The sequence below is a fragment of the uncultured Agrobacterium sp. genome (genome assembly GCA_913777615.1).
Taxonomy (GTDB): domain Bacteria; phylum Pseudomonadota; class Alphaproteobacteria; order Rhizobiales; family Rhizobiaceae; genus Agrobacterium.
Map to the genome: position 1 here is coordinate 1 of CAJYTK010000011.1, position 13,218 is coordinate 13,218.

At 56.9% G+C, this 13,218-nt stretch carries 10 protein-coding genes and 1 pseudogene; 8 read left to right on the forward strand and 3 right to left on the reverse strand.

Annotated features, from left to right (window positions below):
- From QZ862_RS09140 to QZ862_RS09160, 5 genes and pseudogenes are all read left to right on the forward strand, one after another.
- A pseudogene (locus tag QZ862_RS09140) lies at window positions 1–422 on the forward strand (methyl-accepting chemotaxis protein); the annotation flags it as partial.
- Between the two features lie 96 nt (window positions 423–518).
- Window positions 519–1,013, forward strand: coding sequence for a chemotaxis protein CheW (locus QZ862_RS09145; protein WP_296017531.1), 495 nt, complete (start codon window positions 519–521; stop codon window positions 1,011–1,013).
- A 12-nt stretch (window positions 1,014–1,025) separates the two neighbouring features.
- The gene (locus QZ862_RS09150; RefSeq protein ID WP_296099209.1) at window positions 1,026–1,874 is read left to right on the forward strand and encodes a CheR family methyltransferase; all 849 of its coding nucleotides are present in this window, start codon (window positions 1,026–1,028) and stop codon (window positions 1,872–1,874) included.
- A gap of 6 nt (window positions 1,875–1,880) precedes the next feature.
- The gene (locus QZ862_RS09155; RefSeq protein ID WP_296099211.1) at window positions 1,881–2,969 is read left to right on the forward strand and encodes a chemotaxis response regulator protein-glutamate methylesterase; all 1,089 of its coding nucleotides are present in this window, start codon (window positions 1,881–1,883) and stop codon (window positions 2,967–2,969) included.
- 115 nt (window positions 2,970–3,084) lie between these two features.
- The gene (locus QZ862_RS09160; protein ID WP_296099214.1) at window positions 3,085–3,777 is read left to right on the forward strand and encodes a ParA family protein; all 693 of its coding nucleotides are present in this window, start codon (window positions 3,085–3,087) and stop codon (window positions 3,775–3,777) included.
- A 27-nt stretch (window positions 3,778–3,804) separates the two neighbouring features.
- Here QZ862_RS09160 and QZ862_RS09165 read toward each other — a convergent pair whose 3' ends face one another.
- Window positions 3,805–5,235: a mannose-1-phosphate guanylyltransferase/mannose-6-phosphate isomerase gene (locus QZ862_RS09165; protein WP_296099216.1), complete on the reverse strand. Its 1,431-nt coding sequence runs from the start codon at window positions 5,233–5,235 to the stop codon at window positions 3,805–3,807.
- Between the two features lie 384 nt (window positions 5,236–5,619).
- Here QZ862_RS09165 and QZ862_RS09170 point away from each other — a divergent pair, with 384 nt between their 5' ends.
- The 3 genes from QZ862_RS09170 (at window position 5,620) to QZ862_RS09180 (ending at window position 11,043) form a co-directional block, all read left to right on the forward strand.
- Window positions 5,620–7,908 carry an NADP-dependent malic enzyme gene (locus QZ862_RS09170; protein ID WP_296099219.1) on the forward strand — a complete coding sequence of 763 codons (2,289 nt, stop codon included), beginning with the start codon at window positions 5,620–5,622 and terminating at the stop codon, window positions 7,906–7,908.
- Window positions 7,909–8,077: 169 nt separating this feature from the next.
- Window positions 8,078–9,655: a glycosyltransferase family 39 protein gene (locus QZ862_RS09175; RefSeq protein WP_296099222.1), complete on the forward strand. Its 1,578-nt coding sequence runs from the start codon at window positions 8,078–8,080 to the stop codon at window positions 9,653–9,655.
- A gap of 125 nt (window positions 9,656–9,780) precedes the next feature.
- On the forward strand, window positions 9,781–11,043 hold the full coding sequence (locus tag QZ862_RS09180; RefSeq protein WP_296099224.1) for an FAD-binding oxidoreductase: 1,263 nt from the start codon (window positions 9,781–9,783) through the stop codon (window positions 11,041–11,043).
- 58 nt (window positions 11,044–11,101) lie between these two features.
- On the opposite strand, the gene QZ862_RS09185 is transcribed toward QZ862_RS09180, so the two are convergent.
- Window positions 11,102–12,049, reverse strand: a complete 948-nt coding sequence (locus tag QZ862_RS09185; RefSeq protein ID WP_296017546.1) for a substrate-binding domain-containing protein — start codon at window positions 12,047–12,049, stop codon at window positions 11,102–11,104.
- A gap of 125 nt (window positions 12,050–12,174) precedes the next feature.
- On the reverse strand, window positions 12,175–13,188 hold the full coding sequence (locus tag QZ862_RS09190; protein WP_296099226.1) for an ABC transporter permease: 1,014 nt from the start codon (window positions 13,186–13,188) through the stop codon (window positions 12,175–12,177).
- Between the last annotated feature and the right edge of the window lie 30 nt (window positions 13,189–13,218).

Below are 13,218 nucleotides of genomic sequence, written 5' to 3' on the forward strand. Positions count from 1 at the left end.
GCAAGACCGCAGAACTGGTCTCGGAAATCTCTGCTGCCTGCCGTGAGCAGGACATCGGTGCAAGTCAGATCAACGAAGCGATCCAGCAGCTCGACAAGGTAACGCAGCAGAACTCCGGCGCGTCCGAAGAGGTATCTGCCACCTCTGAGGAACTGGCTGCGCAGGCTGAAGAGCTTCAGGCGAGCATCGCCTTCTTCAAGGTCGAGCGCTCAAATGCCGCAGCTCCGACGCATTCCGCCCAGATTCGACACGCAGCGCCGGTATCGTCTTCGCGCAGTGCTGCGAAGCCCGCCGCTCTAGGTCGTCGCCCTGCCCCGTCGAGCCCTGTCCACGCCCAGCAGGCACGAGCAAAGGGATTTGCCTTGGACATGTCCATGGGTGGCCCGGACGAGAATGACGATGACTTCCGACACGCTGGCTGATGAACAAATGGACGTGGGCGACAAGCCCGCTTCCCTGACCTGACGAAACAATCTCTCAATCGGCAATGGCGACCAAGACTTCTGGAGAACACGCAAATGGCGAGCCCAACATCTATCATGCAATACGTGACTTTCAGCCTTGGCGAGGAAGTCTTCGCGGTCCCAGTGGACGTCGTTCGTGAAATCCTCGACCACGAAGAGGCGTTCAAGATCCCTCATGGTCCCGATTATCTTCTCGGCCTGAGAGATGTCCGCGGCCAAGGCGTTCCGGTCATCGACCTGCGTCTGCGCCTTGGCATGACCAAGACGGTGAAGACATCGCATACGCGCATTCTGGTGCTCGACATTCCCTTCGTCGAAAAGGTATTGGCGCTTGGTCTCGTTGCCGACAAGGTCTTCGAGGTAACCCCTTTCAGGCAGGACCAGATTGAGACCGCGCCTGACATCGGCATTCGCTGGAACTCCAGCTATATCGCTGGAGTGGTTCGGCGCGAAAGCGATTTCGTCGTCATCATCGACCTCGCAAAGCTGTTCACCGGCGACGCCGGGGAGCTTGCGAAGGTCGACAACGGCCCGATGCGCGCAGCCTGAAAGGACGAGTAATTGAGTACCGCTGTCAGCGTTAATTTCGACGATAGTATAAGCACACGTGATTTCCGCCAGCTGTCCAGCTTCATTTATGATTATTGCGGAATCAAAATGACGGACGCCAAGCGTTCGATGCTGGAAGGACGGCTTCGCAAGCGCTTGCGCGCCACAGGCTTTACAACCTTTGCGGATTATTGCGAGTACCTGTTTCGCCAGGACGGCCTCAAAGATGAGGTTATCTATCTTATCGACGTCGTAACGACGAACAAAACGGACTTCTTTCGCGAACCGAACCATTTCGACTTTCTCGAAAAGACCGCTCTTCCTACGCTTGCCAAAAAGGGGATCAGACAACCTCGCATGTGGAGCGCCGCTTGCTCGACAGGCGCCGAACCCTACACCATGGCGATGATCATGGCGGAAGCCGTCGAGAAGGGTGTTATCTCGGATTTCAACATTCTCGCAACGGATCTATCAACCGACGTTTTAAAGAAGGCACATTCCGGCATCTACAATCGTGACCTTCTGGAGCCGGTTCCAAACGCGATGCACCGCAAATACGTCATGCAGGCGCGAGACAAATATCGCAACGATGTCAGGATTTCGCCGAAGCTCCGCTCGAAAGTGGGATTTGCGCGTATGAACTTGATGAACCCTTCCTATGATATCGGCGAGCCAGTTCACACCATCTTTTGCCGCAACGTGCTGATCTACTTCGACAAGAAGACACAGACGCACGTCCTGACAGAGCTGTGCAAATGCCTGGCGCCCGGCGGGTATCTCATGATCGGACATTCGGAATCTGTGACGGGCATCAGTCTGCCGGTCAAACAGGTCGCAAACACCGTTTTTGTCAAAGAGTAAGTCACCATGGTCAAAAAAGTCCGCGTCCTCATCGTTGATGATTCTGCTAGCGTTCGGCAGACGCTGACTGCCGTGCTGGAAGCTGATCCTGCAATCGAGGTCATTGGTGCGGCGTCCGACCCCTTCATGGCCGCCAAAAGGATCCAGGAGGACCTACCCGACGTTATTACGCTTGACGTCGAGATGCCGCGAATGGACGGCATCACTTTCCTGCGCAAGATCATGTCGCAGCATCCCATACCCGTCGTGATGTGCTCCTCGCTCACCGAAGCCGGTTCCGAAACACTGGTTCAGGCGCTGGAGGCCGGAGCGGTCGACATTATCCTGAAACCGCGCATCGGTGCCGCCGATCATCTGGCCGAATCCGCGTTTCGCATCTGCGAGGTGGTCAAAAGTGCCGCCCATGCCCGCGTAAAGAACATACGCATGCAGCCGCGTGGGGCAGGCACACTCGGCGTTCAGGCCAAGCTCACCGCAGATGCTGTGCTGCCGCCACCTTCCGGCAAGGCCATGGCACGCACCACAGAAATGGTAATCTGCGTCGGTGCGTCGACGGGCGGCACCGAGGCCCTGCGAGAAATGCTGGAGAGACTACCCGCAAACGCGCCCGGCATGGTCATCGTCCAGCATATGCCGGAAAAGTTCACCGCAGCCTTTGCCAAGCGTCTCAACGGCCTGTGCGAAGTCGAGATAAAGGAAGCCGAAGACGGAGATCCCGTGCTGCGCGGTCATGTGCTGATCGCTCCCGGCGACAAGCACATGCTGCTCGAGCGTCAAGGCGCACGCTACTACGTTTCGGTTAGGAACGGACCGCTCGTGTCACGCCACAGGCCATCGGTCGATGTACTGTTCCGGTCCGCCGCCCGCTCTGCAGGATCGAATGCCATGGGCGTAATCATGACAGGCATGGGTGACGACGGCGCGCGCGGCATGCTCGAAATGCACCAATCGGGCGCGTATACGATTGCCCAGGACGAAGCCTCTTGCGTGGTCTTCGGCATGCCGAAGGAAGCGATTGCCCATGGCGGCGTCGATAAGATCGTACCGCTGGATCAGATTGCTCGCGAAATCATGGCAGAAGATTACAAACGCTAGTTTGTGATCCTCCATCTTCAGACGCTGTTAACCATATTGTTGAATGATTGAACGGCACTATGAAGCGGTGCGTTCAACGCGCGATGATCGCCTCCCTCTTTTACTTGGGTCCATTATGGCAGTCATCACATTCGCAAACACCAAAGGTGGTGCAGGCAAGACAACGGCGGTTCTTCTACTCGCCTCGGAGCTTGCACGGCGAGGACTGCGTATCTGCGTTATCGATACCGACCCCCAGCGATGGCTTTCCAGATGGCGGGAGAATGCCGATTACCGCGTCGATCTTTCCGTCATTACCTATGTTTCGGCGACCAGTCTGCAACAGCATGTGCTCGACAATCGCAAAGCATTCGACCACGTGATCATCGATCTTCCCGGAGCGCAATCACCACTGCTTGCGACAGCCGTTGGTCTTTCCAATCATGTCGTCATCCCGGTACAAGGCAGCACGATGGACGCCCAGGGCGGCGCGCAGGTGTTGGAGCTACTGCGCTACCTCGATGATCGCGCAGGCATCAAGATCCCGCATTCGGTCCTGCTGTCACGCGTCAATTCGATGGTTACCACACGCGCCTTGCTTGCAGCCAAGGCGCTACTGGCAAAACGCAACGTCAACGTTCTCAATACACCGATCGTCGAACGCGCAGCCTTCCGCGATATGTTCGAGTTCAGCGGCTATCTCCACATGATGAACCCGTCCCAGGTCAGCAACCTGGACAAGGCTCTTCAAAACAGCGCCGCGCTTGCCGACGAAGTGCTGAGACTTCTTCCCGCCCAGTCCACGGCGCGATTGTCTTCAGCGGCGTGATAGCGCTCAGTTGAAGCAAACGTCGCGCTATTCGCGCTTGTAATCGTCGTGCAACCGGATGATGTCGTCCTCTCCGAAGTAGGAACCGGTCTGGATCTCGATAAGCTCCAGTGGAATTTGGCCATCGTTGGCGAGCCGATGGGACTTTCCGATCGGAATATAGATGGACTCGTTTTCGGTTAGAAGCCGGGTCTCATCCTCAATCGTCACGGTTGCCGTACCGCGCACGATGATCCAATGTTCCGACCGGTGATAATGCTGTTGAAGCGAAATGCGATGGCCAGGCTCCACCTTCAAGTGGCTGACGCGGTAGCGCGGACCGGAATCCGTCTGCTCGATATGTCCCCACGGACGATAGGCGCGCTTGTGTCGCTCGGTCTTGAGCGAGTGATCGCCATCCTTCAAGCTTTCGACGAGACCTTTAACTTCCTGCACGCGATCCTTCGGCGTGACAAGGACTGCGTCCTTGGTCGCAACGACCACCAGGTCTTTTGCTCCGACGACAGTCGTCAAAATTCCGTTAGAGTGGACAAGGCAACCTTCTGAATCCAGCAGAACACCCTGCCCTTCGATTGCGTTTCGATCATTATGCTTGTCGGCGATTTCCCAGATGGCATCCCAGCTTCCGATATCGGACCACCGGAAATGACCCCGAACAACAGCCATGCGCTTGGTGTTCTCGATCACGGCATAGTCGATAGAATTCTTTGGCGACGCTTCGAAGCTCTCCTTATGCAGGCGAAGGAAACCCAGATCGCTCTCGTGGTTTTCAACTGCCGCCTCGACCGCCTTCAAAATGTCCGGTGCGTAATTTTGCAATTCCTCGATCATGATATCGGAGCGGAACAGAAAGTTGCCCGAGTTCCAGAGATAGCCTTTTTCTACGTAGCTGACCGCGCGCTCTTCATCAGGCTTTTCAACGAAAGCCTCCACGCTGCACAAATCGGGGTTCCCATTCAGGCTTTCACCGGCATTGATATAGCCGTAGGAGGTTCGCGGCTCTGTCGGCGTCAAGCCGAAGACCACGATGTTACCCTGCTCTGCGGCTTCAGCGCCCAGACGCACAGCGTCCGCGAAAAGGTCTTCGTCCATCACCACATGGTCGGCAGCAAGCGCCAGCACGAGCGAACCCTTCTCGTGACGGTCGGCCAACACAGCAGCCGCAGCCATCGCCGCGGCGCTGTCGCGTCTTGCAGGTTCCAGGACGACCGTTACAGGAAGGTCGACCTCCTCTGCCTGTCGCCGCGCAAAAAAACGGAAGTCCTCATTGGTGATGACCAGCGGCTCGTCGTAGAGGCTCTTATCACCGACACGCTTCAATGTCTGCTGATAGGTAGACAGTTCACCCACCAGCGGCTGGAACTGCTTGGGCAGCTGATCGCGTGACACCGGCCAAAGTCTTGACCCCGCGCCGCCTGCCAGAAGTACGGGAGTAATCTTTCGAACCTGTTCATTCACGTTATAGACCTTTCCAACGCATAAAATTCCTGCGCCGGACAATATAGAAATTTCCCGATACCGCCATCTTCGGTTTGGGAAAGCTTAAGGCGAAAGCTCAGCGGTACACGGTACGCCCCCCTCTGCCCGGCACATTCCTAACGTCACGGGGGAGTTCGAGTTCCCTAATCTGAAAGCCGTAGCGCTTATCGACATCACGCTTGACGGTGTTCCACAAAGTCTCGACCGTAATTTCAGCAATCAATCGATTGAATCGAAGCGTTGGATCTACTCGTTCATTTTTGCTGCACCGAACAACATTCAGAACTTGGCAGCTGCGCAAAAAATACAATAACAACGATGGAATTTTATGCCGTTTGTTATGAAGGAAGGTTCCTCAAGCTCATGTCAGATACGACCAAACCTGCCAGCACGAGAACGTCGGTGACGGATCAGGAGGCCCTCGATTTCCATTCGCAGGGCCGCCCCGGGAAGCTTGAGATCACTCCAACGAAGCCGATGGCGACGCAGCGAGATTTGTCTCTCGCCTACTCCCCGGGCGTTGCCGTTCCGGTCAAGGCGATCGCCGAAGACCCGGCTACCGCTTATGATTACACCACGCGTGGCAACATGGTCGCGGTGATTTCCAACGGAACCGCGATCCTCGGCCTGGGGAACCTTGGCGCCCTGGCGTCGAAGCCGGTGATGGAAGGCAAATCCGTTCTCTTCAAGCGCTTTGCTGACGTCGATTCCATAGATCTGGAAGTCGATACCGAAGATGCGGATGCCTTTATCAATTGCGTTCGCTATCTTGGCCCGTCTTTCGGCGGTATCAACCTCGAAGACATCAAGGCCCCGGAATGTTTCATCATCGAAAGTCGCCTGCGCGAGCTGATGGACATTCCGGTGTTCCATGACGATCAGCACGGTACGGCCATCATTGCCGCCGCCGGCCTCATCAATGCCATTGCCCTCACAGGGCGCGACTTCAACACCACGAAACTCGTCTGCAATGGCGCGGGTGCAGCGGCGATTGCCTGCATGGACCTCATCAAGGCCATGGGCTTCAACCCTGCCAACATCATCATGTGCGATACCAAGGGCGTGATCTATCAGGGCCGCACCGAAGGCATGAACCAGTGGAAATCGGCACATGCGGTAAAGACGGACGACCGCACGCTTGCCGAAGCTATGAAGGATGCGGATGTCGTCTTCGGCCTGTCGCAGAAGGGCGCCTTCACTGAAGAGATGATCGCCTCCATGGCACCGAAGCCGATCATCTTCGCCATGGCCAACCCAGATCCGGAAATAACGCCGGAAGAAGTTTCGCGCATTCGCGACGACGCGATCATGGCGACAGGGCGTTCGGACTATCCGAACCAGGTCAATAACGTTCTTGGCTTTCCCTATATTTTCCGCGGAGCGCTGGACGTTCGCGCCAGCCAGATCAATGACGCGATGAAGATCGCAGCCGCGCAGGCGTTGGCGGACCTTGCCCGTGAAGACGTGCCGGATGATGTCGCTGCCGCTTATCAGGGCAATCGTCCTCGCTTCGGGGCCCAATACATCATTCCGGTTCCTTTCGATCCGCGTCTGATCTCCGCTATCCCTGTTGCTGTGGCCAAGGCCGCGATCGAGACCGGTGTCGCGCGCCGTGTCCTGCCGGATCTCGACGCCTACGCACGTGAGCTTTCCGCCCGTCGCGATCCGATGGCATCCACAACGCAGCGCCTCTACGAACGCATTCGCCGGTCACCGAAGCGCGTCGTCTTCGCCGAGGCGGAGGAAGAGCAGGTCATGCGTGCGGCAATCTCCTTCACCGCGCAAGGCCTTGGCACGGCGATCCTGCTTGGTCGTGACGACATCATCAAGGCGAATGCCGAGCGGGCCGGCATCGATCTCGACCGCCCGAATATCCAGATCACCAACGCACGCCTCTCCGCGCGGGTGGATTCCTATATCGATTATCTCTATGCGAGATTGCAGCGAAAAGGCTTCCTGCTGCGCGACGCCCAGCGCTTGATCCATAATGATAGAAACCATTTTGCGGCCTGCATGGTAGCGATGGGCGATGCCGACGCCATGGTCACTGGCACGACGCGCAATTACTCGACAGCGCTCGAGGATGTGCGCCGCTGCATCGACGTCAAGCCGGGTCACCGCGTCATCGGCGTATCGCTGGTCGTATCGCGCAATCGCACCGTCTTCGTTGCCGACACAGCCGTTCATGACATGCCGTCGGCGGAAGATCTGGCGGATATCGCGGAGGAAGCGGCGGGGCTTGCACGTCGCTTTGGTTACGAACCGCGAGTGGCCATGCTCGCTTATTCGACCTTCGGCCATCCGACGGGTGAACGCTCCGACAAGGTACGCGAGGCCGTTCGTATCCTCGACAAGCGCAATGTGAATTTCGAGGTTGATGGTGAGATGTCTGCTGACATCGCACTCAATCATCAGAAGATGCAGAGCCAGTATCCGTTTGCCCGCCTCTCGGGACCGGCCAACGTCCTCGTTATGCCCGCCATCCATTCCGCGTCGATCTCGACCAAGATGTTGCAGGAACTGGGCGGCGCCACGGTCATCGGCCCACTGCTGGTGGGCCTCGACAAATCGGTACAGATCACCGCCATGGGAGCTAAGGACAGCGATATCGTCAACATGGCGGCCATTGCCGCTTATAACGCAGGACGATGATGCGAAAGGATGCCCGGTCCGCCGGGCATCCTCGTCTCGCGCGCCACGCGTGAGAATTTCCTGTTTCAAACGCGACATTCTTCATCAACAAATACATCAGCTCGTGCTAAGTGGCCTCGGAAACATTCGCCGCTCCGGCGGGTGCGCGTTACAAATAGCTGGATAGCCCATGAAAACCTGCACATGCCCGGCGGAAGACATGCCCGGCAGAGACAGTCTTTACCACCGGTTGTCAGGATGCTTGCTTGAAAAGCCGAATGCAGTCATTGCTCTTTTCGGCGTCTATTATCTTGTTCAGATCGTTGTCAGGCTTTTGCTTCCTCCGGCCTTGCGTATCGATGAGGCGCAACAGGTGTTGTTCGCGCAATGGCTGGCACTCGGCTATGATGCCCAGCCGCCGCTCTACAACTGGTATCAGCAAGTCTTCTTCGAAATTTTTGGAACGTCGTTGCTCGGCCTCGCCGTCGCCAAGAACCTGATGCTCTTTCTGATATTCGCCATCTACGTCAAGCTGGCGGATACTGTGCTGAAAGAGAAGCGTCTGGTCATTGTTGCCGCGCTGGCATTTTTCCTCAGCCCGCAACTCTTCTGGCAGGCGCAGCGCGATCTCACGCATACTACGATGTTGATGCTGACCGGCCTCTGGGCGATCTACACGAGCGTTCGCCTTCTTCAAAAGCCAACTACCCTCGGCTACGTCCTCACCGGGCTCGCGGTCGGCCTGGGTATGTTGTCCAAATATAATTTTATCCTCATTCTGCTAGCCACCTTGCTCGCCGTTTGGTTTCATCCAAAGGGCCGGGAACGCATTTTTGACCGTCGCTTTCTTCTGACGATCGGTATCAGTTTTCTGGTGTTTCTGCCCCACTCCATATGGCTCTTCGACAATCTGCAATTCGCATCCGACGTGACCTTGCGGCGTATGGCGGAAGAGGCGCCGGAAAGCCGGTGGCTGCAGATCCTCACGGGCATTGCGCGGGTTTTGTTGGGGTCAGCGATCGTCATCATCCTGCCAGCGCTGATGCTATTCGCATGCCGCGGGACCAGACGGGAACTGGAAAGGCAAGAGCCAGAAGGTTCGTCTTGGCTACGTTTCTTCCTTCATTATTTTCTTGCCCTCGGGGCCGTACTCCTCGTTGTCATCATCTCCACCACGATGACTGAAGTCCGTGACAGATGGCTGCTCCCGCTGGTCATGCCGTTTCCCATTCTCGGCGTATTGTGGCTTGAACGGAAAGCCTTCGATGTCGCGTCTTTCGTCAAGAAGGTGCTTCCTGTTTGCCTTGCCGTCATGGCGCTTATTCCTATTGCCTTGATCGTTTCCGTGCCGGTCCAGGCGATGTTCGGCAATACATCCAGATCAAACAATGACTGGCAGGTATTCCGCCATCACCTTCAAGACAAAGGCATCACACCCTCGCTCATTGTGACTTCAGATTGGTTCACGGGTGGAAACATGCGTTTCCTCTTCCCCGAAATCACCGTCGCAACCACGACCTATGACGATTTCGATCCTGCCTTCCGGCTTACTGCCGATCGTCCCGTTCTGATGGTCTGGACGACAGCAAGGGATCAATCCGCGGGCATGGCGCAATGGCTGGAAGCGCAGATGGGCGCAACCTTGAAAGACCTCAGCATTCAAACCTTCGAGGCGCCGATGTATTTCAAAGTGGAAGGCAAGATGCAAAGGTTCAGCTACATCCTGATCAAGCCCGAGAACGTGATAAAAACGGCAGGGCAGCCATAGAACCAATGTAAGGGGAAACAACCCTTCAAGAGGTCGGCGCCCTTAGTCGACAAACAGTATTTAAAGGTGCTAATCAGGTCGACAGATCAGCGGTCGGCGCTTGGCTCGTTCCGGATGGATGCGACATGGAAAGAAACGGCTCTCAGGGGAAATGCGAAGTGCTGGTCATCGGCACCGGGATCATCGGCGTCATGTCGGCGCTCTATTTGCAAAATGCGGGCAAGTCCGTGACACTCTTGGAACGGGGCGAGATCGCACGTGGAGCAAGTGCGGGCAACGCGGGTATTCTCGCCTTTCCAGAGATCATTCCGATACCCGCCCCTGGGATCATGAAGAAAGCACCGAAGTGGCTGATCGACCCACTCGGACCATTGAGCGTTCCTCCAGCCTATGCTCACAGGATCGCACCCTGGTTATGGCGCTTCTGGAAAGCCAGCTCTCCACGCATGTTCGAACATGGCATGCGGGTCCAAACAAGGATGATGGCGCTTGCCGCAAAAGAAATGCAGCATGTCGCCGCGATGCCGGAGCTGTCGTCTTTCATCTCCAACACCGGAACGCTCGATCTTTACGACAGCGTAACGAGCTTCGACGCGTCGAGCCACCACTGGGAAGAGAAGGCAAAAGCGGGCTTCGTCTTTTCCAGAATTCAGCGTAACGAGATCGACGAGTTGCAGCCAGGCCTTGCCCCGCAATTCAAACACGCGATCTACACACCCTCCGGTTCGCAGGTCGGCGACCCGCACGAATTTACCAAAGCCATTGCCGAACTGGTTATTGCACGTGGTGCGAGCTTCAGAAAGGGTGAAACAGTCCGGATTCAAACCGTCGGTGAAAGCACCATCGTTACACTCGCCAATGGCGATAAGATCGATGCCGACAAGGTCATCCTCGCCGCCGGTGCATGGTCGAAGCCACTCGCGGCTTCTCTTGGCAATACGGTTCCTCTGGAAACCGAGCGTGGCTACAACACGACCCTGCCTGCCGGTAGCTTTGATCTGAAACGCCAGATCTACTTCAACGACCACGCCTTCGTCGTCACCCCGCTGTCGAGTGGGGTACGCGTCGGAGGTGCCGTCGAACTCGGCGGTCTCGACCTGCCGCCAAACTTCCGTCGCTCCGAAGCGATGTTGAAAAAAGCAAGCAGCTTCCTGCCGGGCTTAAAAACCGAAGGCGGTCAGCAATGGATGGGGTTCCGCCCCTCGCTACCCGATACTCTGCCAATTATCGGACCATCGCGTGCGACGCGTTCGGTCATCTACGCTTTCGGCCACGGCCATCTTGGTCTGACGCAATCGGCAGCAACGGCCCGCCTTGTCACCGAACTGGTTTGCGAGCGCGATACGTCGGTCCCTGTCGATCCCTTCCGCGCCAACCGCTTCTCTTGACCTCGACGCAAAAAGGCCCGCTTCGACAGCGGGCCTCTCATCATTCCCTTCGATAAAATCAGAACGGCGAATCGGGGAAGTAGAAGTCCTTCGCGTTGTCCTTCGTCACCAGCGTGGCATCCAGGATATAGGTGCCGCGGACTGGAACCTGATCGTAGAAATTGGCAGCGGTCAGTTCCATGGCGGTTGCCACCATCGACGGCGGATAGAGAACGTCGACCGGGATCATCTTGTCGCCGTCCATGACCTTCTTGATCATGTCCTTGGAGCCTGCGCCGGCAACGACGTATTTGATGTCGGTGCGCTTGGCCTGCTCGATGGCCTGAAGAACGCCGACTGCCATGTCGTCATCCTGACACCATACAACGTCGATCTTCGGATATTTGGTCAGATAGTCCTGCATGACCTTGAAAGCGTCGTCGCGGTTCCAGTTGCCGAACTGGCGGTCCAGAACCTTCACTTTCGAGCCGGCAATACCCTTGTCGAAGCCGTCCTGCCGCTGCTGATCGATCGGAATCGGCAGACCGCGAATGATCACGACCTCTGCATCGGGCGTCTTTTCGGCGATGTACTTGCCGGCAACTTCACCAAGCGCCGGATTATTACCAGCGACATAGAGGTCGCGCACGGTGTCGTCGTTCACGCTCGGTGCGCGGTCGACAAGCGCCACGAACTTGCCGTTGCCTTTGACTTCCTTGATGGCGTTGACCAGCGGATCCGGGTCGGACGGCAGGATGACCAGCGCATCGATGCCCTGGGTCTCGAGATCCTGCACCGCATTCGCCTGGGTTGCGGCATCCGGCGATGTCTTGACGATTACGTTCAGGCCCGGATGCTCCTGCATCAGAAGCTTTGCAACGCGCTCAGCGTGAAACACGACGCCCGATGTCCAGCCATGGTCGGCGGCCGGGATCGAGACGCCGATCGTTACCTTCTTGTCTTCGGCATGTGCTGCCCCTGCCAACGCCACCATGGCGACAGCCATTCCCAACAGTCTTTTACGCATGTGTCTTCCTCCCACAAGATAAGGTCTCATTCCTGAAGCCGGGCGACCTCAAAGCCCGGTATTTCTTGAGCACCGCCAGTCCGACCGGACACATTCGGCGGCGCTCCAAGATTCTGTGATCCGCATTAGCGCTGACGCATCAGCGAACGCTGTACCAACATGGCGATGATGATGATCGCACCCTGAATGGCGCCAATCAGATACTCACTGATGAAGTTTGAGAGCAGCATGATATTGCCGACGAGTTCGAGAATGAACGCTCCGCAGATCGTTCCCCAAACGCGACCTGCTCCGCCCTTCAGCGCTGTGCCGCCGACAACGACCGCAGTGATCGCCTGCAACTCCCACATCATTCCGGTCGTGGCAGATGTCGATCCTAGGCGTGGCACGTAGAGAAGAACGGCAATGGCAACACAAAGCCCCTGGATGACGAAGGCAATGGTGCGAACCCGGTTGACGGCGACGCCGGAATACTTGGCAACGTCGCGGTTCGATCCCACCGCCGTTACATGCCGCCCGTAGCGTGTCCGGTAAAGAATGAAGGCAGCGATCGCCGTCACCGCGAGGATGACGATGATCGGAACAGGCACTCCGAAAATCGTGCCGAAATAGGCCGGGCGATACATGCTCTGTAATTGCGGTTCGCGCAAGGTAATGGCTCCGCCTTGCGATAGCCATGTGGTCAAACCACGATAGACGCCCATCGTCCCGAGTGTGGCGATGAAAGGCTCGATCTTGCCGACCGTGGTGATCAGGCCGTTTGCCAATCCGCAAAGCGAACCGGCAATGACAGCGAACACGATTGCCGCTGCCAGCATCAGGGCAGGATCGGCAATCGCACCTGAATTCATCAGCAGGATCATGAGGCTTGCAACAAAGGCGACCATGGAGCCGACCGACAGGTCGAGATCACCGGCCGAAATGACGAAAGTCGCACCAACGGCAATGATGGCGATGAAAGCACTTCGGGTCGCGACGTTGGCCAGATTGGTGATGCTGATGAAGTTTGGATTGACCAACGCCCCAACGATCAACAGCAACAGGAGGGCCACAAAGGGCGCCACTGCGCGCAAGTCGACATCGCGAAAGGATCGCGAACGGCGGGCACTCTTTTCCTTGCCATCTTCACTTATGCTCATACCCACAAAGGACCTCCCGTCCTGCGATTG